Raw genomic sequence first — 24,794 nt, forward strand, 5'->3', positions numbered from 1 at the left:
CTGCGCGCCGGCAGCGCGTCAGCCGAAGCGCGTCGTCAACTTGCCGAGCTGCTCGTCGAGCACGTCGAGCATCTCGTCGATCGCGACCGGCTTGGTCAGGTAGCGCACCGCGCCGGCGCGCTGCGCGGCCTGGACCTGCGCGGGCAGCGCGTCGGCCGAGACGACGATCACCGGCACCTCGGCCGTCGCGGCATCGGCCTTCAGCCGTTCGAGCAGGGCCATGCCGTCGAGGTCGGGCAGGTGCATGTCGAGCAGCACGAGGTCGGGGTGTTCCTCGCGCACCGCCTGCAGGCCGTCGTGGCCGTTGGTGGCGACCGACAGGCGCACCTGCGGGCGCAGGCCGAAGATGCCGCGCATCACCTCGACGTTGGTCTCGTTGTCTTCGACGTAGAGCACGTGGCGGCCGTTGTAGCCGGCGTCCAGGCCATCGGCGAGCGAGTGAACGGTCGAGTCGGCCGGTACCTCGTCGTGCAGCGGCAGGCGCAGCGTGAAGACCGATCCGATGCCCGGCTCGCTCTTCACGGTCAGCGAGCCGCCCTGGCGCTCGGCGAGCAAGCGCGCGATCACCAGGCCGATGCCGGTGCCCTCGGGGCCGCCCTTCTCGCGGCCGAGGCGGTTGAAGGGCTGGAACAGCTGCGCGAGCTGGTCGGCGTCGATGCCGATGCCGGTGTCGATGACGTCCAGCTCGAGAAAGGCGGCGTCGCCGTGCTGCACGCGCCGCGTCGCGACGCGCACCTCGCCGCCGTCGCGGTTGTACTTGACCGCGTTCGAAAGCAGGTTCGTGAGGATCTGCTTCACGCGCGTTGCGTCGGCGATCCAGCGCAGCGGCCCGTGGTCGGCCATCGCGCGTACGAGGTGGATGCCGCGCGAGCGCGCCTGCGGCTCGACCAGCGCCAGCGAGGCCGCGATCAGCGGCTCGGCCTGCAGCGGCTCGACCTGCAGCGACAGCGTCCCCGACTCGATGCGCGACAGGTCGAGCACGTCGTTGATCATCTCCAGCAGATGCCATCCGGCCTGCTGGATCTGGCCGATCCAGCCGCGGTGGCGCTCGTGCAGCGTCTCGCTGCGGTCGAGCTCGAGCAGCTGCGCGAAGCCGAGCATCGCGTTCAGCGGCGTGCGCAGCTCGTGGCTCATGCGCGAGAGGAACTCGTTTTTCGCGGCGTTCGCGCTCTCCGCCGTTTCGCGGGCCTTCTCGGCCTCTTCGAGCCGCAGGTGCTCGCGGATGTCCTCGACCAGCGCCACGAGCCGGTGCGGCTGGCCCTGCGCGTTGCGCATCACGGTGACGGTGCTGCGCACCCAGCGCTCCTCGCCGTTCTTCGCGACGTAGCGCATGCGCAGGCGGTGCATCGAACGGCGCCCGGCGATCAGGTCGCGCCGGCGTTCGTCGTCGAGGTCGCGGTCGTCGTGGTGGGTCAGCGTCGCCATCGAAAGGCTCAGCAGCTCCTCCTCGCTGTAGCCGGTCAGGTGGCAGATGGCCGAATTCACCTGCTTGATGCGCCCGTTCAGCTCGGTGTAGAGCATGCCGACCGGCACCGTCTTGAACATGCTGCGAAAGCGCCCCTCGCTTTCGCGCAGCGCGCGCTCGGTCAGCTGGCGGTCGGCGATCTCGCGCTGCAGGCGCTGCGTCGCCTTCTCGATCGCCGTGCGCGTCAGGCGCTCCCGGCCGGTCACGAGCAGCAGCAAGGCGCCCATCAGGCCGGTCGCGGCCAAGCCGGTGAGCGAGAACATCCACGCCGCGGAGTTGTCGCCGCCCAGGATGCCGGCGCGGGCGGCGGCCGGCACCTCGCCCTTCGCGCGCACCAGCATCGTCCACTCGCGCCCGGCGAAGCCGAGCTTCTCGCGGTGCACATAGCGCTCGCGCGCGGCGTCGCCGCGGCAATCGGCGGCGCCGGCCAGGCGCACCGGTGCGGCGCCTTCGGCGGTCTCGAGCAGGCAGCTCTCGAGGTAGCCCGGCGCGGCGGCGAGGAACCGGGCGAGCGCGTCGTCCATCCGCAGCGTCGCGAACACCATGCCGCGCAGCCGGCGCTGCGCTCCGTCGCCGTCGAACACCGGCTTGTAGACGACGACGCCGAACTGCTCGCCGGTGTCCTGCGTGAGGCGGAAGCCGCGCGTGGCGACCGCCGCGTCGAGCTCGCGCGCCTTCAGCGCCGCGGTGCGCGCCGCCGGGATCGACATCGCGTTCACGCCCAGCGCGGCCTCGTTGTGCGCGCGCGGCTCGATGAAGCGCAGCACCAGCGACTCGGTGTCCTGCGCGCTCAGCACGGGCTCGCGCTCGAAGACGCGGTAGTAGGGGTCGCCGTCGGCGCGCACGCGCGCCACCAGCTCGGCGATGCGGTCGCGCGCGACCCATTCGTGCCAGCCCAGCGCCTGCAGGCCGGGCAGCTTCGCGAGCCAGCTGGCGGTCGCGCGCTCGAACTCGCGCCGGTCGACTTCCGACGAGCCGATGAAGACGCCATGCACCGCGTCGAGCGCGTTGAGCGTGCTCTCGAGCCGCAGCCGCACCGTGCGGGCAAGTTCGCCGGCATCGCGCTCGAAGCGGGTCTGCGTGCGATCGGCCTCGACCCGTTCGATCTGCCCGATCGCCAGGGCGAGCATCGCGGTGGCGACCGTCAAGGGCAGCCCCACGGTGTTGCGGCGCGGCCGCCACGCGCGACGCGGCCGGCCGATCAGCGTCAGCACCGCGGGCACCGCGATGACGACGCCGAGCGTGTCGCCGCCCCACCAGGTGGCCCAGGCCGCGGCCAGCCGTTCGAGCGGGATCGCGCCGCTCGAGCCCAGCAGCATCGTGGCCCAGCTCGCGCTCACCGTGCAGGCGAGCGCGCCCCCCAGCAGGAACAGCCGCGTGATCGACTTCGGCCCGTCGAGCGTCAGCGGCCCCGGGACGCTGCGGCGCACCAGCGCGTCGCCGAGCGCCGCCTGCGCGACCGCGCCGAGCGGGATCGCCGCGGCCACCAGCCAGGCGAAGGCGCCGCCGGTGGGCAGGGTCGCGACGACGAAGGCCTGCACCGCGAGGCTGCCGGCGTACACCGCGAGCAGCGCCTGCCGGCCGTAGACCAGCACCGCCGCCAGCGCGATGCCGGCCGAAGGGAACAGCGGCGAGGCCGAGACGTCGCCGATCGAAAGCTGGACCGACGCGATGCCGACCGCGGCGTAGGCCAGCGCCACCATCGCCAGCGGCGCCAGCGCAGCGCGCGCACGCGGCGTGGGTGCGTCGGCCTCGAGGATGGTGGTCGGCGCGTCTGACATGGCGGTCGCGGGTCGGGGGCCAGCCTACACCGCGGGCCCGTGTTCGAAGCTCGCGAACCCGGCGTTCGCGCGACGGGGTGCACGAAGCGAGGCGGCCACGCGAGGCGCCGTCCGCGCGGCTAGACGTTGAAGAGGAAGTGCAGCACGTCGCCGTCCTTGACGACGTAGTCCTTGCCCTCGGCGCGCATCTTGCCCGCCTCCTTCGCGCCGTGCTCGCCCTTGAAGGCGACGAAGTCGTCGAACGCGATTGTCTGCGCGCGGATGAAGCCGCGCTCGAAGTCGGTGTGGATCGCCGCGGCCGCCTGCGGCGCGGTGTCGCCGACGTGGATGGTCCAGGCGCGCACTTCCTTCGGGCCGGCGGTGAAGTAGGTCTGCAGGCCCAGCAGCCCGAACGCGGCGCGGATCAATCGGTTCAGGCCGGGCTCGTCCTGGCCCATCTCGGCGAGGAACAGCGCGCGGTCCTCGTCGTTCATGTCGGCGAGTTCGGCCTCGGTCTTCGCGCAGATCGCGACCACCGGCGCCTTCTGCGCGGCGGCGTACGCGCGCAGGCGGTCGAGGTGCGGGTTGTTCTCGAAGCCCGACTCGTCCACGTTGCCGACGAACATCGCCGGCTTCGCGGTGATCAGGCCCAGCGGCTTGAGCACCGCGCGCTCTTCGCGGCTGAAGTCGATGCCGCGCACCGGCTTTGCTTCGTTGAGCGCCGCCTCGCACTTCTTCAGCACCTCGACGAGCCGCTGCGCGTCCTTGTCCTGTCCGGCCTTCGCGACCTTCACCGACTTCGCGAGCGTCTTCTCCACCGTCGCAAGGTCGGCCAGGCACAGCTCGGTCTGGATCACCTCGACATCGGCGATGGGGTCGATCCGGCCGGCGACGTGGATCACGTTGTCGTCGTCGAAGCAGCGCACCACGTTCACCGTGGCGTCGGTCTCGCGGATGTGCGCGAGGAACTGGTTGCCCAGACCCTCGCCCTTGCTCGCGCCGGCCACCAGCCCGGCGATGTCGACGAACTCGACCAGCGCCGGCACGACCTTCTCCGGCTTCACGATCGCCGCCAGCTGGCCCAGCCGCGCATCGGGCAGCTCGACCACGCCGACGTTCGGCTCGATCGTGCAGAACGGGTAGTTCTCGGCCGCGATGCCGGCCTTGGTCAGCGCGTTGAAGAGGGTGGACTTGCCGACGTTGGGCAGGCCCACGATGCCGCATTGCAGGCTCATGGCGGTGGGTTTCTCGCGAGCTGGGAGCGCAGGCCCGAACGGGCTGCGACAGGGGCGACGAGTTTAGTCCGCGGCCCTCGCCAACACGGCGGCGAGCCCGGGCGGCGCGGGTCGCTCAGGCCCGCGCGAGCCCGCTGTGGCGAGCCTGGGCGGCGGCGCCCTGCGCGTTGTAGGTGCCGCCTTCGCGCGGCAGCAGCACTTCGATCGCGCGGTCGAGCGCGGCGGTGGCGCGTGCCAGCGTTTCGCGCTGCGCGGCGATGCTGGCGCTGGCGCGTGCCAGGCGCTGGCGCAGCGCCGGCGGCACCGGGCCGCGGCTGCGCTGGAAACGGTCGAGCGCGGCGGCGAGCGCGCGCTGCAGGTCGGTGGCCGCGGTGTCGATCGCGCGGCCGCCCGGCTCGGCCAGCGACGCGGCCAGCGCGGCCAGGCGCGCCTCGACATCGTCGATCGCGGCGTCGAGCGCCGGGTCGGCGACCAGGGGCAGGGCAGCGGTCATCGCGGCGGGCCCGGATCGGTCAGCGCCTGACCGCGCTCAGCGCTTCCTGGGCGTTGGCGATCAGCTTGTCGGCGATCTTCTCGGCATCGATGCGGTAGGTGCCGTCGGCGATCTCGCGCCGCAGGCGCTCGACCTTCGCCGCGTCGAACTCGCCGCCGGTGGCCGCGCCGATCAACTGGGTGGCGGTCGCCGAGATGCTGACGCTGCTGCTCGCTTCCGGCTGCTTCGCGGTGCGTGCGCGCTTCGCGGCGGCGCCGGCTTCGGCGTTCGCCCGGGCGAGCGTCGCGGCGTCGGTCGCGGTCGTCGAGGGGGTGTCGACGGGTTGATCGATCTTCATTCGAAGCTCCTTCCAGGGCCGCGCAGCGCGGCATGCGGATCAGCGGGGAAAGGACCGCCGACCGCGCGACGAACCGGGATGTTGAGGTCGCTATCGACTTCGCCGCCGCGAACTTGAGCGGCTTTTTTGTAACAGCGCGGGCTCACAGCTTGATCTCCACCATGCGCTCGCCCACGGCGGTGCCGGTGACGATGCGGCCGTTGTCGATGCGCACGCGCGCGGCGGCGCCATCGAGGCCGGGCGTGATCGCCTGGCCTTCGCCGTGCACCGCGAAACCCGAGCCGACCGCGACGATGCGCACCGTCTCGCCGGCACCGAACCACTGGCGTGCGCGCAGATCGGTCTCGCGCAGGCTTTCGCCGGGCATCAGCGCGCGCACGAGGTGGCGGCCGATCGCTTCGCGCGGATCGAGCACCGCGTTGCCGCGTCCGGCCGCGAGATCGACCTCGGCTTCGACCACGTCGCGCTCGGTCAGCACGCTCGCGGCCGGCATCGCGGCGGCGGCGACCAGCGCGCGGCCGAACACCTTCACGGTGACCGGCAGGTAGACATTCCAGTGGGTCGGCCCTTGCAGGCAGCGCAGGCCCACGCGCGTCCTGCCCCAGGCGACGAAGCCCGGCGGCAGGTACGGCTCGACCTTCGCGCAGGGCGCGAGCTTCAGGCGCGGATCGAGCCGGCCGACCTCGACCTCCGCGCGCAACCCCGGCGCCGGCGCGAGCGCCGTCTGCGTCAGCTTGCGCGCCTCGCTCGACCAGTCCTCGGCCTGCGCGCCGGCCGCGCAGGCGAGCACGCCGGCTGCGAAGGCGACGGCAAGGCGCGAAGCGAGGCGGAAATCCATGGCTCGTGACTCTAGAGATCGGCGCCCGGCGCGGAAGCCGGAATTGGCCGGTCGAAGCCGCGCTATTCGCGGCCTCGGCCGGCCATGTGCCCGATGAAGATGCCGAGCATCGCCCTACATCCCGTTGCGAATCGACTCGCGACGGCCCGGGGCGCAGCAACACGGCAGGTTCGCCATGCTCGACCGATTGACGCAGACCCTCGACTTCCACGGCCAGGCGCTGGTGCTGCGTTCGCAGCGCCAGCAGGTGATCGCCAGCAACATCGCCAACGCCGACACGCCCAACTACCAGGCGCGTGACATGGACTTCGCCGCGGCCTTGCGCGAGGCCAGCGGTGCCGGCAACCCGGCCGCTTCCTTATCGGCCACGAAGGCCGGCCACTTGAGCACGGGCGGCGCTGCCGCCGGCGCGACGCAGGCCGGACTCAAGTACGCGACGCCTGCGCAGACCAACCTCGACCGCAACACGGTGGACATGGACCGCGAGCGCGCGGCCTTCGCCGACAACGCGGTGCAGTACGAGGCGACGCTGCGCTTCATCAACGGCAACGTGAAGACGATGCTGAGCGCGATCACCGGGCAGTGATGTGGACCACCCCGTTGCGGCTTCGCCGCTCCCCTCAAGGGGCGCCGCTGGCGGCCCGGCAAAGCCGGATCCGCGGCGGCTGCTCGGTTGAGTGGCGCCTGACGGCAACGAGAACTTCAGGAGATCCGCGATGAGTCTGATGGGCATCTTCAACGTCAGCGGCAGCGCCGTAAGCGCGCAGAGCCAGCGGCTCAACGTGGTGGCCTCGAACCTCGCGAACGCCGACACGGTTGCCGGCCCCGACGGCCAGGCCTACAAGGCGCGCCAGGTCGTGTTCCAGACGCTGCCGTTCGGCCCGAACGGTGTGCAGAACCCCGCGACGGCCGGCGTGCAGGTGAGCACCGTCACCGAGAACGACGCGCAGGGCCGCCGCGCCTTCGATCCCAAGCATCCGCAGGCGGACGCCGAGGGCTACGTGACCTACAGCAACGTGAACGCGGTCGAGGAGATGGTCAACATGATCTCGGCCTCGCGCTCCTACCAGAACAACATCGAAGTGATGACGACCGCCAAGATGCTGCTGCAGAAGACGCTGCAGCTCGGGCAGTCATGACCGACCCCCGTTGCGGCTTCGCCGCTTTCCCTCCAGGAGGCGCCGCTGGCGGCCCGGCCGAGCCGGATCCGCGGCGGCTGCTCGGTTAACCACACCCACTTTTCACCATGGCCACCTCCTCCGTCACCGACAGCTCCGCCAGCGCGATCGCCGCGCTCAATGCCGCCTCGTCGTCCGCTGGCGTCAAGAAGGACGACGGCTCCGAGCGCTTCCTGCGCCTGCTCGTCACGCAGATGCAGAACCAGGACCCGCTCAACCCGATGGACAACGCGCAGGTCACGAGCCAGATCGCGCAGATCAACACCGTCACCGGCATCGAGAAGCTCAACACGACGGTGCAGTCGCTGTCCTCCCAGATGCTGCAGTCGCAGGCGCTGCAGGGCGCGAGCCTGGTGGGCCGCTCGGTGCTGCTGCAGGGCAATGCGCTGCACTTCGACGCCACCCGCACCGCGACCGCCGGCTTCGAGCTCGCCTCGGCCGCCGACGACGTGAAGATCGAGGTGCTGTCGCCCAGCGGCCGCGTGCTCGACACGATCGTGGTCGGCGCCGCCGACGCCGGGCGCAGCGGCTTCGAATGGAAGGCGCCCGAAGGCGCCAGCACCGACGGCATCACCTTCCGCGTCGTCGCCCGCTCGGGCGCCGCCGCGCTCGGCGCGACGCCGCTGACCACCGACCTGGTGCGCTCGGTCTCCACCGGCACCGAAGGCGGCCTGAACCTGTCGCTGCTGCACGGCGGCGACGTGCCCTACACCCAGATCAAGGCTTTTTCCTAAGGTGCCCCCATGAGCTTCCAGCAAGGTCTTTCCGGTCTCAACGCGGCCAGCCGCAACCTCGAGGTGATCGGCAACAACGTCGCCAACGCCAGCACCGTGGGCTTCAAGGGCTCGCGCGTCGAGTTCGCCGACGTCTACGCCGCCAGTGCCTACGGCTCGGGCGCGAACCAGCCCGGCATCGGCGTCAACGTCGCCGCGGTGGCCCAGCAGTTCACGCAGGGCAACATCTCCACGACCGGCAACTCGATGGACCTGGCGATCAACGGCAGCGGCTTCTTCCAGCTCGCCGACAGCCGCGGCTCGCTGCTGTACAGCCGCAGCGGCCAGTTCAAGGTCGATCGCGAGGGCTTCGTGATCAACAACGAGCGCCAGCAACTGCTCGGCTACCCGGCCGACGCGCAAGGCGCGATCGTTCCCGGCCGCGCCCAGCCGCTGCAGCTGCCGACCGCCGGCGTGCAGCCGCGTGCCACCGACGAGATCGACATGGAGATCAACCTCGACGTGCGCTCGGCCGTCACGCTGCCGGCGGCCGGCGACCGCATCGACCTGAACGACCCGAGCACCTACAACAACGCGACCTCGGTCACCGTCTATGACGCGACCGGCCAGGACGTCGCGCTCACCTACTACTTCCAGAAGGCCGCCGCGGACAACTGGAACGTCTACGTCACCGCGAACGGCAATCCGATCAGCGTCGACGGCGCCGGCGTGCCGCTGCCGACCACGACCATGACCTTCCCGGCCAACGGCTCGGCGCCCACCGCGCCGGCCGCGCCGATCGCGCTGACCATCCCCTCGACCACCCGCACCGGCGGCGCCACCACGCTGCCGATCGCCGGCGTCCAGCTCGACCTGACCCGCGCGACGCAGTACGGCGCCGGCTTCTCGGTCACCAACCTCACCCAGACCGGCTACGCGCCGGGGCAGCTGACGGGCGTCAGCATCGAAGGCAACGGCGTCGTGATGGCGCGCTACAGCAACGGCCAGTCGCGCCCGGCCGGGCAGATCGAACTGGCGAACTTCCGCAACCCGCAGGGGCTGCTGCCGCAGGGCGGCAACGCCTGGGCGGTCAGCTACACCAGCGGCGACCCGATCGTCGGCGTCGCCTCCAGCGGCAACTTCGGCGCGCTGCAGGCGGGCGCGGTCGAGGACAGCAACGTCGATCTCACCGGCGAACTCGTCAGCATGATCACCGCGCAGCGCGCCTACCAGGCGAACGCGCAGACGATCAAGACGCAGGACTCGGTGCTGCAGACGCTCGTGAACCTGAGGTAATGATGTTGCCCACCCCCGTTGCGGCTTCGCCGCTCCCTCTCGAGGGGGCGCCGCTGGCGGCCCGGCAAAGCCGGATCCGCGGCGGCCGCTTGAACGGCCGTGGCAAGGCCTGAAGGAGCTCGTTCGTGGATCGAATGATCTACCTGTCGATGGCCGGCGCGAAGGCGGCGATGCAGCGCCAGGAGGTGCTCGCGAACAACCTCGCGAACGCCTCGACCACCGGCTTCCGCGCCGAGCTGCAGTCGATGCGCGCGGTGCCGGTCCGCGGCGACGGTGCAAGCACGCGCGTCTACGCGCTCGAGACGACCGTCGGCTACGACGACGCGGCCGGCCCGACCACCACCACCGGCCGCGCGCTCGACGTCGCGATGCAGGGCAAGTCCTGGCTCGCGGTGCAGGGCCTCGACGGCACCGAGGCCTACACCCGCATGGGCTCGCTGCAGGTCGACGCGCAAGGTCAGCTGATGACGTCCAGCGGCATCACCGTGCTGGGCGACGGCGGCCCGATCACGCTGCCCCCGGGCGGCACGCCGCAGATCGCCGCCGACGGCACGATCAACGTCAAGCAGGGCGACGGCAGGCTCACGCCGGCCGGCAAGTTGAAGCTGGTGACGCCGCAAGACCGGCTCCAGCGTGGCGACGACGGCCTGTTCCGCACGGCCGACGGCGCGCCGCTCGCTGCCGACGAGAACGCCCGGCTGCAGGACGGCGCGCTCGAAGGCAGCAACGTCAACGCCATCGAGAACATGGTCGCGATGATCGCGGCCGCGCGCCAGTTCGAGGCGCAGATGAAGCTGATGCAGACGGCCGAGGCCGACGAACGCGCCGCGGCGAAGCTGCTGTCGGCGAACGGCTGAGATCGACCGCGCCGCGCGCGCCACCCGTCCCGCACCCGCTTCCATGCGCCTGCCCGAGATCCTGCTGGTCGACGACGACCCGGCGTCGATCCGCCTGCTCGGCCGCATCCTCGAAGGCCTGGGGAGCCTGCGCTTCGCCACCGGCGGCGAGGAAGCGCTGCGGCTCGCGCAGGCCGCGCCGCCCGACCTCGTGCTGCTCGACGGCGAGATGCCCGGGCTGTCCGGCTTCGAGGTCTGCACAAGGCTGAAGGCCGACGCGACGCTGGCCGACGTGCCGGTGATCTTCGTCACCTCGCACAGCGGGCCGGATTTCGAGATCAACGGCTTCGCGATCGGCGCGGCCGATTTCATCGCCAAGCCGGTGCGCGCGCCGCTGGTGATCGCACGGGTCAAGGCGCAGCTGCGCGCGAAGCAGCAGGCCGACGCGCTGCGCGAGCTGTCGCGCACCGACGGCCTCACGGGCCTCGCGAACCGCCGCCTTTTCGACGAGACGCTGGCGCGCGAATGGCCGCGCGCGCGCCGCGCCGGCACGCCGATCGCGCTGCTGCTGATCGACGTCGACCACTTCAAGCTCTACAACGACCGCCACGGCCACCCGGCCGGCGACGACTGCCTGCGCCGCATCGCGCACAGCCTGCGCACGGTGCTGCAGCGCCCGGCCGACCTGGCCGCGCGCTACGGCGGCGAGGAGTTCGTGCTGCTGCTGCCCGAGACGCCGCGCGAAGGCGCGCTGCGCGTCGCCGAGCGGCTGCTCGCCGAACTGCGCGGCCTGCGGCTGGTGCACGAAGCCGCACCGCTCGGCCGCGTGAGCGCGAGCATCGGTATCGGCTGCCACGACGCCGAAAGCGACCGCCGGAACGACCACGCGACCGATTTCCACTTGCAAGCGGAGTTCGCCGCGGTGGCGCACTCGGCCTCGCTGCTGGTGCAGGCGGCCGACCTCGCGCTGTACGCCGCCAAGCGTGCCGGCCGGGCCCGTTGCGCGCTGCTCGATGCCTGCGACATCGACGCGCCGCAGCGCGTGCGGCTGTTCGACGCCGCCGGCTGATCCGCGACGGCGTGCGGGCACCCACGATGCGCCGGTTCGCGACGCCGCTGCGCGCCGCCATCCTGGCCGGTGTGCTCGTGCTGGGGCTGGCCTGCGTCGGCGCGTCAATCCTCGAGCGGCAGAACGGCGCCGGCGCGGCCGAGCGCTTCGACGCGGTCGCGGCGCGCGCCACCGACCAGCTGAGCCGGCGCATCCGCGCCTACGAATACGGCCTGCGCGGCGCGCGCGGCGCGGTGGTCGCGAGCGGCGCCGGGTTCATCACCCGCGACGGCTACCGCCGCTACGCCGAAACCCGCGACATCGACCGCGAGTTCCCGGGCGCGCTGGGCATCGGCCTGGTGCGCCGCGTCGCGCCGCCCGACGAGCGCGCGTTCGTCGAGGCCGCACGCATGGACGGCTGGCCGGCGTTCGCGATCCGCCCCTACCACGCGCACGACGGCGACCGCTACGTGATCCATCTCGTCGAGCCGATCGAGCGCAACCGCCGGGCCATCGGCATCGACCTCGCTTCGGAGCCGACACGCAAGCTCGCCGCCGACCGCGCCGCCGACACCGGCGAAGCGACGCTCACCGGCCCGATCACGCTCGCCAGCGGCACCGGCGGGCACCAGCGCTCGTTCCTGATGCTGCTGCCGATCTACCTGGCCGGATCGCTCCCCGACACGCTCGACGCGCGCCGCGCGGCGGTGCAGGGCTGGTCGTATGCGCCGCTCGCGATCGACCACGTGCTGCGCGACTTCGACTTCCTCGGCGGCGCGTTCACGATGACGCTGACCGACGTGAGCGACGCGCAGCCGCAGGTCTTCTTCGAGCCGCCGGCCGGCGCCGAGCCGACGGGGCTCGTGCGCACGACGACGCTCGACACCTACGGCCGCCGCTGGCAGGTGGAGCTGCGCGCGACGCCGCGCTTCCTCGCATCGCTCGACCAGCCGCGCCCCGCCTGGGTGCTCGGCGGCGGCGCGCTGGCCGCGCTGCTGGCGGCGCTGCTCGGCTGGCAATCGATGCGCGGCGTCGAGCGCCAGCGTTCGCTGCAGGCCGAGCGCATGCGTCGCGCGGCGATCGTCGACGCGTCGAACGACGCGATCGTCGGCCTCGATCTCGAAGGCACGATCACCGACTGGAACCCGAGCGCCGAGCGGCTGTTCGGCTTCGGCGCGGCCGAGGCGATCGGCCGCTCGGTCGCGAGCCTGCTGCTGCCCGACGACCGGCTCGCGGAGGACGCCGGCATCCGCGCCGCGCTCGCACGCGGCGAGCCGGTGCGCGCCTTCGACTCGCTGCGGCGCAAGCGCGACGGCGGCACGATCGAGGTCTCGATCACCGCCTCGCCTGTGCTGGGAGCGGGGCGCCGGCTGCTCGGCTTTTCGCAGACGCTGCGCGACAGCACCGAGGCCAAGCGCGCCGAGCGCGAACTGCGCGAGCTCAATGACGATCTCGAGCGCCGCATCGCGCGGCGCACGGCGTCGCTCGAGTCGGCGCGGCGGCACCTGAACAACGTGCTCGACGCGATGCCCTCGGCGATCGGCTACTGGGACACCGCGCAGCGCAACCGGTTCGCAAACCGCACGGCGCGCGACTGGTACGGCATGGATGTTTCGGCCGACGGCGGCCGCACGCTGGCCGAGTCGCTCGGCGAGCGCTATGAAGCGACGCGAGCGCATGCCGAAGCCGCGCTGCGCGGCGAGCCGCGCAGCTTCGAGCGCAGCACCACCGGCCCCGACAGTCGGGTGCGCCACGTGCTCGCGCATTACGCGCCGGACATCGTCGACGGCCAGGTGCGCGGCTTCTACTCGCTGGTGCACGACGTCACCGAGCTCAAGCGCACCGAGCAGGCGCTGCGCGAGACGCGCGAGCGCTTCGCCGGCGCCGCGCTCGCCGCGGGCATCGGCATGTGGGAATGGCAGGTGCGCGGCAACACGCTGGTGTGGGACGAGGGCATGTACCGCATCAACGGCCTCGAGCGCCGCGACGGCGAGGACCTGATGCGGCGCTGGCCGCAGACCCTGCACCCCGACGACCTGGGCGCGAGCCAGGCCGCGCTCGCCGCCGTGCTGGCCAGCGGCGACGCGAGCGTCTCCGAGTTCCGCGTGCTGCGCCCCGACGGCGAAGTGCGCCATGTGCGCGGCAGCGTGCGCGTGCTGCGCGACGCGGCCGGCCGGCCGCAGGTGGTGACCGGCATCAACCTCGACATCACCGAGCGCAAGCGCGCCGAGCTGGAGCTGCGCGCGACCGGCGCGCTGCTGCGCAACGTGCTGGACGCCGCCTCCGAGGTCGCGATCGTCGCGATCGACCCCGACCTGCGCATCCGCCTGTTCAACCGCGGCGCCGAACGCATGCTCGGCTACGCCGCCGACGAGGTGGTGGGCCGCCACACGCCGGACCTCTACCACGACCGCGACGAGCTGATCGCGCTCGTCAAGCAGCGCGCGCGCGAGCTCGGCCGGCGGCTCGAACGCGGCGAATTCATGATCGGCGCCGACGCGCTCGGCCGCGCGCGCGAGTTCACCTACGTCGCGAAGGACGGCCGGCGCATCCCGGTGGAGCTGGTGGTCACCGCGATGCGCGGCGACGACGCGCAGCTGCTCGGCTACCTGGGCATCGCGCACGACGTGACGCAGCAGAAGAAGGCCGAGGCTTCGCTGCGCATGGCCAAGGCGCGCGCCGAGCTCGCGAACCAGGCGAAGAGCCAGTTCCTCGCGAACATGAGCCACGAGATCCGCACGCCGATGAACGCGGTGATCAACCTCGTCTACCTGCTGGCCCGCACGCCGCTCGACGCGGCCCAGCGCGAGCTGCTCGGCACGCTGGAGTTCGCCAGCGGCGGGCTGCTCGCGGTGATCAACGACATCCTCGACCTGTCGAAGATCGAGGCCGGCGAACTGGCGATCGAGCAGCTGCCGTTCGCGCCGGCCGCGCGCCTGCGCGAGCTGGCCGAGGTGATGGCGGTGCAGGCCGAGGCCAAGCACATCGCCTTCGAGGCCGAGCTGCCGCCCGAGCTGCCCGCCGCCGCGCGCGGCGACGCGCAGCGGCTGCGGCAGATCCTGACCAACCTGATCGGCAACGCGATCAAGTTCACCGAGCAAGGCGGCGTGCGCCTCGTCGTCAAGTGCGCGCCGCGCGGGGGTGGTGACGACGGCAACGGCAACGGCAAGGGCAAGGGCGAAGGCGATGCCGCCCACCGGCTGCGCTTCGAGGTGCACGACACGGGCCCGGGCATCCCGCGCACGCTGCAGTCGCGGCTGTTCACGCCGTTCGCGCAGGCCGATGCCTCGACGACGCGGCGCTTCGGCGGCACCGGGCTGGGCTTGTCGATCGTCAAGCGGCTCGCGCAGATGATGGGCGGCGAGATCGGGCTCGCGAGCACCCTGGGGCAAGGCAGCACGTTCTGGGTCGAGCTGCCGTTCGGCGCCGCGACCGTCGACGAGCTCCCCGCCGCGCCGGCGCGCACCCCGCGACCCGGGCGCGCGCTGCAGGGCCTGCGCCTGCTGGTGGTGGACGACAGCGACATCAACCTCGAAGTCGCGCGGCGCATCCTCGCGCTCGAAGGCGCGCGCGTCGTGCTCGCCGCGCACGGCCGCGAGGCGCTCGAGCGCCTGCTCGCCGAAGGCGCGCCGCGCGTCGACGCGGTGCTGATGGACGTGCAGATGCCGGTGATGGACGGCTACGAGGCGACCCGCCGCATCCGCGCCGAGCCGGCGCTCGCCGGCCTGCCGGTGATCGCGCTCACCGCCGGCGCGCTCACCAGCGAGCGCCAGCGCGCCGACGCCGCCGGCATGGACGACTTCGTCACCAAGCCCTTCGACGCGCGCGCGCTGATCGACTGCGTGCGCCGCCACGTCGCCTTGCGCGCCGGGCGACCGAGCGTCGACGAGGCGAGCGCGCCGGCGCCGCTCGTCCCGGGACCGGCGCCGCTCATCCCCGCACCGGCGCTGCCGGCGCCGGACGAGCCCTCGGGCTGGCCCTGCATCGCCGGCATCGACGGCGCCGACGTGCGCGCGCGGCTGTGCGGCGACGTCGACCTGTTCCGCTCGACGCTGCGTCGCGCGCTCGTCGAGTTCGCCGATCTCGCCGAAGGCGTCGACACGCCCGCCGATGCGCCGGCGCGCGCCGCGCTGAGCGCGCGCATGCACCGGCTGCGCGGCAGCGCCGGCCAGCTCGGCGCGAGGGAACTGGCCGGCCACGCCGGCGCGCTGGAGCGCGCCTGCGACAAGGACGATCCCGCCGAGGCCGCGCGGCTGGGCGCCGCAGTGTCGGCGGCCTTCGTCGCGCTGCGCGACGCGGCCGCGGCCGCCGGCCCCGTGCTCGACGCGCGCGCCGAGCCGGCCGGGGCCGGCGCCGATGCGCCGTCGCTGGAGCCGGGGCTGCTCGCCCAGCTGCAGCGGCAGCTCGCCGAGCAGAGCCTCGCCGCCGTCGACACCTTCACGAGCCTCGCCCCCGCGCTGCGCCGGCGCCTCGGCGCCGAAGCCGGCGACGCGCTGCGCGACAGCATCGAGCAGCTGCGCTTCGACGAGGCCGCGGCGCGGCTGGCGCCGCTGGCGGCGCAGGAGGCGCCGGCTCGCTGAGCGCCGGCTCAGGCGGCCCGCAAGCGCAGCTCGAACCGGCTGCCTTCCCCTGGCCGCGACTCGACGGTGATCGTGCCGCCCAGGGTCTCGGCGATGCGGCGGCTGATCGTGAGGCCCAGGCCGGTGCCGTCGAACTTGCGGCGCGAGTGCAGGCGCTTGAAGGGCTCGAAGACGGTGGCGAGGTGCTTGGCGTCGATGCCGACGCCGTTGTCCTCGATGCCGACGAGCACCCATTCGCCTGCGCCGTCGCGCTCGCGCCGCGCGCTCACCCGCACCTGCGGTACGCGCTCGGGCGGCACGAACTTCACCGCGTTGCCGATCAGGTTCTGCAGCAGCAGCGCCAGCGCGCTCGGCTGGCCCAGCACCGTGGGCAGCGGCTCCGCGTGCACCGCCGCGCCGCGCGCGTCGATGCGCGCGCGCAGCGCCGCCAGCGCCTGCGCCAACACGGCGTCGAGCGCCACCGGCGCCAGCGCCGCCTCGCCGGGGCGCTGCAGGCGCGCGAGCTGCAGCATGTCGTCGAGCATCGTGCGCATGCGCGCGGCGCCGCGCTTGAGGTGATCGAAGTAGCCGCGCACCTCGGGAGGCATCTGCGCGCCGTGGTCTTCCTCGATCAGCTCGCTGAACTGCGCGATCGTGTTCAGTGGCTCGCGCAGGTCGTGCGAGGCGATGCGGGCGAACTGTTCGAGCTGCTCGTTCGCGCGCTGCAACTCGGCCATGCCGCGCTGCAGCTCGGCCTGCGTGCGCATCAGGTCGCTCACGTCGTGCACCGTCCAGATCACGCCGTTGCGCTGCCGGTCGGCGCCGTGGCTGGGCTGGTAGCTGACGTCCATCGTGCGCCGCTCGCCGCGGCCGAAGGGCACGGTGACGCGCGCGCTCAGCGTCTCGCCGCCGAGCGCGCGATCCACCCGCGCCTGCATGCCGGCGTTGTAGACGCCCGGCGCGAGCGCCTGCGTCCAATGCCGCCCGATCACCTCGGCCTGCGTGCGCCCGATGCTCTTCAGCCACGCGGCGTTGACGGCGCGCACCGTGCCGCGCAGGTCGAACACCAGCATCAGGTCGGTGGCGCCGGAGCTGATGGAGGCAAGCACGTTGCTCAGGGCGCGGTCGCGCGCGAGGGCGACGATCAGCATCTGCGCCGGCAGCACCGCGAGCAGCGCCGGCAGGTAGACGAACACCGGGTGCGCCGTCGCGGCCGCGCCGGCCGGCGCGAAGACGCCGAAGGCCATCGACATCGTCGCGCTCACGCCGAGCACGAAGCCCACCGTGAGCGCCGCGGCCGGCGGCGCGAGGAAGGCCGCGACGATCGGCGCCTGCACCAGGTAGACAAAGGGATAAGGGAGCGACGACAGGGCCACCAGCGCGATCAGCACGGTGGCGAGCACCAGCGCCGCGACGCGCAGCGTCGCCACCTGCCGCAGGGCCGTGCGCCAGCCCTCGTGGCGCCATGCCAGCGCGGCCGGCAGCGTGATCACCGTGCCGACGGCGGCGCCGACGAACCAGTCGGCCCAGATCTTGTCGAAGCTGCCCAGGCCGAGCATCGCGAAGCCCGAGGCCGCGAGGCTGGCGCTGGCGAGCGGCGCGAGCACCGCGCAGGCGCCGAGCAGCTTCAGCAGCTCGACCGGCCCGTTGAACGGCCACGGCGAGAAGCGCAGCCGCCGCACCAGCAGCGCGGCGAGCAGCACATCGGCCGCGTTGCTCGCCGCGAGCACCGCCACCTGCGGCCCGCGATCGCCGAAGGCCAGGTTCGCGCCTGCGCTCGCGACCACCAGCGCCGCGGCCAGCAGCGGCCAGCGACTGCGCGGCGAGGTGACGAAGAAGGCCATCGCGGCGCCGTTGGCGAACCACACGATCGCGATCGAGCCCGGCTGGCGCGCCAACGCGATCGCCAGCATCGCCAGCGCGGCATAGAGCAGCCCGAGCGTCGCCGCCTCGGCATGTGCCGAGCGGCCGTGGCTCATGGCTGCGCCGTCGCGCTCGTGCCGGCGCCGCAAGCGGCCGGCTCGGCGAGCCGGCGCACCGCGGCCGCGTCGAGCGGCTTGATCAGGTAGTCCTTGACGCAGCGGTGCGCGAAGGCGCGCTCGCGGTCGAGCGGGTCGGGCGAGGAGGTCAGCATCACGACGCCGGCGCGCGCCGGCGCCTCGGCGCGCAGCGCGCCGTAGGCGGCCAGGAAGGTGAAGCCGTCCATGTCCGGCATGTTGATGTCGAGCAGCACCAGATCGACCCGGCGGCCTTCGGGGCTCATCAGGAAGGCGAGCGCTTCTTCGGCGTCCTCGAAGCAGCTCACTTGCGCGCACAGGCCCGAGCGGCGCAGCACCGCCTCGCCGTAGACGAGGTCGGCGTCGTGGTCGTCGATCAGCAGCACGTGGCGAAGCATGGCGGGCGCGAGGCAATCGGGTCGGCCGGGAGTCTAGGCAGCCGCCTCATCGCGCGTGTTGCCGCGCGTTGCGCTGCGCGCCGCGGCGTGACGGGATCGTCGAAACGCGGCCCGGAAATGCACCGTGCTTGCACCGCATTTCCGGCGCTGCCCCGAGCGGCGCCTCGGCAGCATGGGCAAGGCACAGCAGGAGCCCGTCATGATGCGTTCGCTATGGATTTCGAAGTCGGGGATGGAGGCCCAGCAGACCCAGCTGGATCACATCTCGCACAACCTGGCGAACAGCGCCACCAACGGCTACAAGCGTTCCCACGCGGTCTTCGAGGACCTCATGTACCAGACGCTGCGCCAGCCCGGCGCGAACAGCGCCGGCGAGTCGCTGCTGCCCACCGGCCTGCAGGTCGGCCTGGGCGTGCGCGCGGTCGCGACCTCGCGCCAGTTCGCGCAGGGCGGGCTGCAGCAGACCTCCAACAACCTCGACGTCGCGATCAAGGGCCGCGGCTTCTTCCAGGTGCAGATGCCCGAAGGCACGACCGGCTACACCCGCGACGGCGCCTTCCAGGTCGATGCGCAGGGCACCCTGGTCACGAACAACGGCTACCCGCTGCAGCCGGGCATCACGATTCCCGCGAACGCGCAGACGGTCACGATCGGCGCCGACGGCACCGTCACCGCCGCGCTGCCGGGCCAGGCGACGCCGCAGACGCTGGGGCAGTTGCAGCTCGCCGACTTCGTGAACCCGGCGGGCCTCGAGGCGCGCGGGCAGAACCTGTTCGTCGAGACCGCGGCCTCGGGCACGCCGAACGCCGGCGCGCCGGGCAGCAACAGCCTCGGCCAGCTCGCGCAAGGCTTCGTCGAGACGAGCAACGTCAACGTCGTCGAGGAGCTCGTCTCGATGATCCAGACGCAGCGCGCCTACGAGCTCAACTCGAAGGCGATCCAGACCTCGGACCAGATGCTGCAGCGTCTGACGCAGCTGTGAGCCGCGCGATCGTTTTCACCGCGCTGGCTGCCGCGCTCGCTGGCTGCCAGGCGATGGCGCCGAAGGTCGACCTGCCCGAGACGGCGCCGGTGCGCCCGCAGGTGGTGATGCAGCCGGCCGTCAACAACGGCTCGATCTTCCAGAGCGGGCAGTACCGCCCGCTGTTCGAAGACCATCGCGCGCGCCTGGTCGGCGACACGATCACGGTGCAGATCGTCGAGAAGGTCGCGGCCAGCCAGCAGTCGACCAGCACGGTCGACAAGAGCGGCTCGGTCAACGGCAGCATCTCGGCGCTGCCGTTCTTCCGCTCCAACTCCTTCACCCGCGCCTCGGCGACGGCCGCCAACGAGCAGGCCTTCGAAGGCAAGGGCACGACCGCGAGCCAGAACACCTTCACCGGCACGATCACCGCGACCGTGACCGAAGTGCTGCCCAACGGCCACCTGATCGTCGCTGGCGAGAAGCAGATCGGCGTCAACCAGCACGTCGACGTGCTGCGCTTCTCGGGCCAGATCGACCCGCGCGCGATCCAGCCGGGCAACTCCGTGCCGTCGCCGCAGATCGCCAACGTGCGCATCGAGCAGCGCGGGCGCGGGGCGCAGGCCGAGGCGCAGGGAATAGGCTGGCTCGGACGCTTCTTTTTGAACGTTCTGCCGATGTGACGGGGCGAAGAATGGACTCAAGTTTTGGGTCCCTCGCATGCCTCGCCACTTCCTCACCGCCGACGCCCTCGACACCGCGCTGCTCGCGCGGCTCGACGAGGCCGACCCGAGCGCCGACGCGGCGCGTGATTCGCGCCACGACACCCTGCTGCGCTGGCTGATCGCCGCGGCGCTGCTGGTCGCGAGCGCGGCGCTTTGGTGGCCGCAGGAGGCACAGGCGGCGCGGATCAAGGAAGTCGCCTCGGTGCAGGGCGTGCGCAACAACCAGCTGGTCGGCTACGGCCTCGTCGTCGGCCTCGACGGCACCGGCGACCAGACCACCTCGGCGCCGTTCACCACGCAAAGCCTCAACGCGATGCTCCAGCAGATGGGCGTCACGGTGCCGCCGGGCGTCGCGGTGCAGCTGCGCAACGTCGCCGCGGTGATGGTGACGGCCACGCTGCCGCCGTTCGCGCAGCCGGGGCAGGCGATCGACGTGGTCGTCTCGTCGCTCGGCAACGCCAAGAGCCTGCGCGGCGGCACGCTGGTGGCCACGCCGCTGAAGGGCGCCGACGGCCAGGTCTACGCGCTGAGCCAGGGCAACCTGATCGTCGGCGGCGCCGGCGCGTCCGCGGGCGGCTCGAAGGTGCAGGTCAACACGCTGAACGCGGGCCGCATCCCGGCCGGCGCGACGGTGGAGCGCAGCGTCCCGACGCCGCTCGCGCAAGGCGATTCGATCCAGCTCGATCTCGCGAGCGCCGACTACTCGACCGCGCGCGACGTCGCCCGCGCGATCAACGCCAAGATGGGCGCCGACACCGCGCAGGCGCTCGACGGCCGCACCGTGCGCGTGCGCATGCCGGCGACGCCCGACGCGCGCGTGAACTTCCTCGCCGACATCGAGAACCTCGACATCGCGCTGGCCGCGCCGGCCGCGCGTGTGGTGATCAACGCGCGCACCGGCTCGGTGGTGGTGAACCAGGCGGTGACGCTCAAGCCCTGCGCGGTGGCGCACGGCTCGCTGTCGGTGACGATCAGCTCCACGCCGGTGATCAGCCAGCCCGGCCCGCTCTCCAACGGCCAGACGGTGCGCGCCGAGAAGGCCGAGATCGCGATCAACCAGCAGCCCGGCTCGCTGATCCAGCTGCCCGAAGGCGCGAAGCTGACCGAAGTGGTCAAGGCGCTGAACGCGCTCGGCGCCACGCCGCAGGAACTGCTCGCGATCCTGCAGGCGATCAAGGCCGCCGGTGCCTTGAACGCCGAGCTCGAGGTGATCTGACATGAGGACCGCCGGCCTCGACGCCAACGCGCTGCGCGGCCTGCAGGCCAGCGCCGGCCGCGACCCGAAGGCGGCGATCCAGGAGGCCGCGAAGCAGTTCGAGTCGCTGTTCATGCAGCAGCTGCTCAAGAGCATGCGCGACTCGACGATGGCCTCCGGCATGCTGGACAACTCCGGCACGAAGATGGGCACCGAGCTGCTCGACACGCAGCTCGCGGGCAAGCTGAGCGGCCAGCCGGGCGGGCTCGCCGCGATGATCGCGAAGCAGCTCGAGCGGCAGATCGGCGCGGTGAAGGACACCGCGGCGCCCGCCGCGCCTGCGCGGTCCGCCGCGGCGGCCAAGGACAGCTGGAACCGCCTGCCCGGCGCATCCGACGCGCAGGATTTCGTCGCGCGCCACAGCGCGGCGGCCGAAAAGGTCGCGGCCGAGACCGGCATCCCGGCGGCCTTCATCCTGAGCCAGGCCGCGCACGAATCGGGCTGGGGCAAGAAGCAGATCCGCAACGCCGACGGCAGCACGAGCCACAACCTGTTCGGCATCAAGGCCGGCGGGCGCTGGAACGGCGCGACCGCCGAAGTGACGACGACCGAGTACGTCGGCGGCCAGCCGCAGAAGGTCAAGGCGAGCTTCCGCGCCTACGCCAGCGCCGAGGAGTCGTTCCGCGACTGGGCCCGGCTCATCAAGGACAGCCCGCGCTACGCGAAGGTGGTCGAGGAGGGCGGCAGCGCGCAGGGCTTCGCGGTGAACCTGCAGCGCGCGGGCTACGCCACCGACCCGCAGTACGCGGCCAAGCTGGGCCGGGTCATCAACACGACCCTGCGCCTGCAGAAAACCCTCCAGACCTGAACGACCATGGCCTCGCTGCTCAACCTCGGCTCGCGCGCGATGTTCGCGAACTACGCGGCGCTGCAGACCATCGGCCACAACATCGCGAACGCGAGCACCGCCGGCTACTCGCGCCAGCAGGTCGAGCTCGCGACCTCGGGCGGCCAGTTCAGCGGCGCCGGCTTCTTCGGCCAGGGCGTCGACGTGCGCACCGTCGCGCGCAGCCACGACGCCTTCCTGCAGCGCCAGGCTTCGCTCTCGCGCGCCGAGGCCGCGCGCGACACCGCGCGGCTCGAGCAACTGCAGCGACTCGAGAACGTGTTCCCCGGCGGCGAGGCCGGCCTCGGCTACGCCGCGGGCCAGCTCTTCAACGCCTTCGTCGACGTGGCGAACCGCCCGCAGGACGCCGCCGCGCGCGAAGTGGTGCTCTCGCGCGCCGAGGAACTCGCCAACCGCTTCCAGGCGGCCGACCAGCAGATCGACAGCCTGCAGGCCGGCGTGCTCGACGACGTGCGCACCTCGATCGGCACGGTCAACAACCTCGCCGCGCGCGTCGCGCAGCTGAACCAGCAGATTGCCGCCGCGCGCGGCACCGGCCAGCCGCCGAACGACCTGCTCGACCAGCGCGACCAGCTGGTGCGCGAGATCAGCGAGCACGTGAAGATCACGACGATCGAGGCCGACGACGGCTCGCTCGGCCTGTTCATCGGCGGCGGCCAGCGCCTGGTGCTCGGCGGCAGCGCGCTGAGCCTCAAGGCGGTGCCCGATGCCTTCGATCCGCAGCGCGTGCGCATCGCGCTGGCCGAGCAGGGCGGCGACCGGCTGCTGCCTGCCGACACGCTCTCGGGCGGGCGCATCGGCGGCCTGCTCGACTTCCAGGACGAAGACCTGACGCAGGCCCGCGCGCTGCTCGGCCAGCTGGCCAGCGCGATCGCCGCGGCGGTGAACCAGCAGCAGAGCTTCGGCCTCGACCTTCGCGTGCCGCCCGGCGCCGGCGCGCCGATCTTCACGACCGGCGCGCCGAGCGCGCTGCCGGCCTCGACCAACGCGCGCAACGGCGCTGGCCAGTTCATCGGCACGGTGAGCCTCGCGGTCGCCGACGCCGCGCAGCTGCAGGCGACCGACTACGAGCTGAGCCCCGACGCATCGACGCCCGGCAACTACCTCGTCACGCGCCGCACCGATGGCTTGACGCGCAGCGTCGCCAACGGCGCGACGCTCGACGGCTTCACCGTCACCGTCGGCGCGCCGGCGCCCGCCGCGGGCGATCGCTTCCTGCTGCAGCCGGCCAGCCAGGCCGCGGGCGGCCTGCGCCGCGTGCTCGACCGCGCCGCCGGCATCGCGGCCGCCTCGCCGGTGACGGCGACCACCGCGGTCGCGAACACCGGCACCGCGAGCGTCGCTTCGCTCAACGTCGTGAGCAACGCGCTCGATCCGGCATTGACGGCGAACGTCGCCTTCACCAGCAACGCCGGCGCCTACAGCTGGGAGCTGCGCGATGCGGCGAACACGCTCGTCTCCAGCGGCACGGGCACCTGGACGCCCGGCGCGCCGATCGCGCTGAACGGCTTCGAACTGCGGCTGGCGGGCGTGCCGCAGACCGGCGACACGCTGCGCGTCGCGCCGACGCCCTATCCGGAAGGCAACAACGGCAACGCGCTGTCGCTGCTGGCGCTGCGCGATCTCGATGTGGTCGGCCGCGTCGGCACGACGCCGGGCGCGACCACCGCGAGCGCCTATGCGCAGGCGATGGCCGACATCGGCGTGCGCGTGCAGAGCGCGAAGGCTTCGCAGGGCATCTCGAGCGCGGTCGCGACCAACGCCGAGACCGCGCGTTCCGGCGAGACCGGCGTGAACCTCGACGAGGAGGCCGCGCGGCTGCTGCAGTTCCAGCAGGGCTACCAGGCCGCCGCGAAGATTCTTCAATCGGCGCAGACCGTGTTCGACACCTTGCTCAGCCTTGCGCGCTGAACCTGATCCTGGAGTCCGTCATGCGCGTGAGCACCGCCAACCAGCACGAGATCGCCGTCGCGAACCTGCAGCGCCGTCAGCGCGAGATGCTCGACAGCCAGCAGCAGATGACGACGCTCAAGCGCGTCAACCGCGCGAGCGACGACCCGACCGCCGCGGCCCGCGCCGAGCGCGCGCTGGCGCTCGAATCGCGCAGCACCGCAAGCCAGCGCGCGGTGGAGGCCAGCAAGAACGCGATGCAGCTCGCCGAGGGCACGCTGGGCGACGCGGGCGAGCTGCTGCAACAGGTGCGCGAGAACCTCGTCGCGGCCGGCAACGCGAGCTACAGCGATGCCGAGCGCCTTTCGCTCGCGAAGAGCCTGCGCGAGAAGCGCACGCAGCTGCTCTCGCTCGCCAACCGCGGCGACGGCGCCGGCGGCTACCTGTTCGCCGGCCAGGGCGCGAGCAACCCGCCGTTCGTCGATGCGCCCTCGGGCGTGCAGTTCCGCGGCGTCTCCGGGCAGATCGGCGTCGGCGGCGACGAGCCGCTGGCGCTCACGCTCGACGGCCAGGCCACCTGGACCACCGCGCCGACCGGCAACGGCGTGTTCGAGACCCGCGCGACGACGCAGGCCGGCACCGCCTGGATCGACGCCGGCCGCGTCAGCGACCCGTCGGCGCTCACCGGCGACCCCTACAGCCTGAGCTTCGCCGTGACCGGCACCGCGCCGAACACGACGACCACCTACACCGTGCTGCGCGACGGCAACCCGACCGCGCTGACCAACGTGCCCTACGAGAGCGGCCGCGCGATCGAGATCGACGGCCAGTCGGTCACCGTCACCGGCGCGCCCGCGAACGGCGATCGCTTCGACCTCGCGCCCGCGACGCCGACGCTCAACGTGTTCGACATGATCGAGCGCGTCGCGCGCGCGCTCGAGACGCCGTTGCGCAACGGCGGCC

The 24,794-nt window shown here is 72.5% G+C and carries 20 protein-coding genes; 13 read left to right on the plus strand and 7 right to left on the minus strand.

The window, feature by feature from the left end:
* Positions 1–18: 18 nt before the first annotated feature.
* The 5 genes from VFR90_RS02515 to flgA all read right to left on the minus strand — a co-directional run bounded on the left by VFR90_RS02515 (position 19) and on the right by flgA (position 6,128).
* Positions 19–3,246 carry a CHASE domain-containing protein gene (locus tag VFR90_RS02515; protein ID WP_326404398.1) on the minus strand — a complete coding sequence of 1,076 codons (3,228 nt, stop codon included), beginning with the start codon at positions 3,244–3,246 and terminating at the stop codon, positions 19–21.
* Between the two features lie 119 nt (positions 3,247–3,365).
* Complete coding sequence (gene ychF, locus VFR90_RS02520) at positions 3,366–4,460, minus strand: redox-regulated ATPase YchF (RefSeq protein ID WP_326404399.1); 1,095 nt, start codon at positions 4,458–4,460, stop codon at positions 3,366–3,368.
* A gap of 115 nt (positions 4,461–4,575) precedes the next feature.
* Entirely contained in the window at positions 4,576–4,953 is a 378-nt protein-coding gene (locus VFR90_RS02525) for a hypothetical protein (protein ID WP_326404400.1), read from the minus strand.
* Positions 4,954–4,972: 19 nt separating this feature from the next.
* Positions 4,973–5,290: a flagellar biosynthesis anti-sigma factor FlgM gene (flgM, locus tag VFR90_RS02530; protein WP_326404401.1), complete on the minus strand. Its 318-nt coding sequence runs from the start codon at positions 5,288–5,290 to the stop codon at positions 4,973–4,975.
* A 142-nt stretch (positions 5,291–5,432) separates the two neighbouring features.
* Entirely contained in the window at positions 5,433–6,128 is a 696-nt protein-coding gene (gene flgA / locus VFR90_RS02535) for a flagellar basal body P-ring formation chaperone FlgA (protein WP_326404402.1), read from the minus strand.
* Positions 6,129–6,303: 175 nt separating this feature from the next.
* On the opposite strand from flgA, the gene flgB reads away from it, so the two are divergent.
* The 7 genes from flgB (at position 6,304) to VFR90_RS02570 (ending at position 15,779) form a co-directional block, all read left to right on the plus strand.
* Positions 6,304–6,714: a flagellar basal body rod protein FlgB gene (gene flgB / locus VFR90_RS02540; protein ID WP_326404403.1), complete on the plus strand. Its 411-nt coding sequence runs from the start codon at positions 6,304–6,306 to the stop codon at positions 6,712–6,714.
* A gap of 130 nt (positions 6,715–6,844) precedes the next feature.
* Positions 6,845–7,267, plus strand: a complete 423-nt coding sequence (flgC, locus tag VFR90_RS02545) for a flagellar basal body rod protein FlgC (RefSeq protein WP_326404404.1) — start codon at positions 6,845–6,847, stop codon at positions 7,265–7,267.
* Between the two features lie 107 nt (positions 7,268–7,374).
* The gene (locus VFR90_RS02550) at positions 7,375–8,040 is read left to right on the plus strand and encodes a flagellar hook assembly protein FlgD (protein ID WP_326404405.1); all 666 of its coding nucleotides are present in this window, start codon (positions 7,375–7,377) and stop codon (positions 8,038–8,040) included.
* Positions 8,041–8,049: 9 nt separating this feature from the next.
* Complete coding sequence (gene flgE, locus VFR90_RS02555; RefSeq protein ID WP_326404406.1) at positions 8,050–9,315, plus strand: flagellar hook protein FlgE; 1,266 nt, start codon at positions 8,050–8,052, stop codon at positions 9,313–9,315.
* Between the two features lie 125 nt (positions 9,316–9,440).
* Entirely contained in the window at positions 9,441–10,172 is a 732-nt protein-coding gene (flgF, locus tag VFR90_RS02560) for a flagellar basal-body rod protein FlgF (RefSeq protein WP_326404407.1), read from the plus strand.
* A gap of 43 nt (positions 10,173–10,215) precedes the next feature.
* Positions 10,216–11,220: a GGDEF domain-containing response regulator gene (locus VFR90_RS02565; protein ID WP_326404408.1), complete on the plus strand. Its 1,005-nt coding sequence runs from the start codon at positions 10,216–10,218 to the stop codon at positions 11,218–11,220.
* Positions 11,221–11,246: 26 nt separating this feature from the next.
* A complete protein-coding gene (locus tag VFR90_RS02570; protein ID WP_326404409.1) occupies positions 11,247–15,779 on the plus strand; it encodes a PAS domain S-box protein in 4,533 nt (1,510 codons plus the stop codon).
* 8 nt (positions 15,780–15,787) lie between these two features.
* Here VFR90_RS02570 and VFR90_RS02575 read toward each other — a convergent pair whose 3' ends face one another.
* Both VFR90_RS02575 and VFR90_RS02580 read right to left on the minus strand, forming a co-directional pair.
* On the minus strand, positions 15,788–17,737 hold the full coding sequence (locus VFR90_RS02575; RefSeq protein ID WP_326404410.1) for a sensor histidine kinase: 1,950 nt from the start codon (positions 17,735–17,737) through the stop codon (positions 15,788–15,790).
* Complete coding sequence (locus tag VFR90_RS02580) at positions 17,734–18,153, minus strand: response regulator (RefSeq protein ID WP_326404411.1); 420 nt, start codon at positions 18,151–18,153, stop codon at positions 17,734–17,736. The genes VFR90_RS02575 and VFR90_RS02580 overlap by 4 nt, the downstream gene beginning before the upstream one ends.
* A gap of 199 nt (positions 18,154–18,352) precedes the next feature.
* Between VFR90_RS02580 and flgG the strand changes: the two genes are divergently transcribed.
* The 6 genes from flgG to flgL all read left to right on the plus strand — a co-directional run.
* Entirely contained in the window at positions 18,353–19,135 is a 783-nt protein-coding gene (gene flgG, locus VFR90_RS02585) for a flagellar basal-body rod protein FlgG (RefSeq protein WP_326404412.1), read from the plus strand.
* A gap of 53 nt (positions 19,136–19,188) precedes the next feature.
* Entirely contained in the window at positions 19,189–19,797 is a 609-nt protein-coding gene (locus tag VFR90_RS02590) for a flagellar basal body L-ring protein FlgH (RefSeq protein ID WP_326404427.1), read from the plus strand.
* A gap of 37 nt (positions 19,798–19,834) precedes the next feature.
* Complete coding sequence (locus VFR90_RS02595) at positions 19,835–21,055, plus strand: flagellar basal body P-ring protein FlgI (protein WP_326404414.1); 1,221 nt, start codon at positions 19,835–19,837, stop codon at positions 21,053–21,055.
* A gap of 1 nt (position 21,056) precedes the next feature.
* Entirely contained in the window at positions 21,057–21,902 is an 846-nt protein-coding gene (gene flgJ, locus VFR90_RS02600) for a flagellar assembly peptidoglycan hydrolase FlgJ (RefSeq protein ID WP_326404415.1), read from the plus strand.
* A 6-nt stretch (positions 21,903–21,908) separates the two neighbouring features.
* Complete coding sequence (gene flgK, locus VFR90_RS02605) at positions 21,909–23,852, plus strand: flagellar hook-associated protein FlgK (RefSeq protein ID WP_326404416.1); 1,944 nt, start codon at positions 21,909–21,911, stop codon at positions 23,850–23,852.
* A gap of 20 nt (positions 23,853–23,872) precedes the next feature.
* On the plus strand, positions 23,873–24,794 hold a 922-nt coding region (gene flgL, locus VFR90_RS02610; protein ID WP_326404417.1), incomplete at its 3' end, for a flagellar hook-associated protein FlgL.

Source organism: Methylibium sp., from assembly GCF_035762065.1.
Lineage (GTDB): Bacteria > Pseudomonadota > Gammaproteobacteria > Burkholderiales > Burkholderiaceae_C > Methylibium.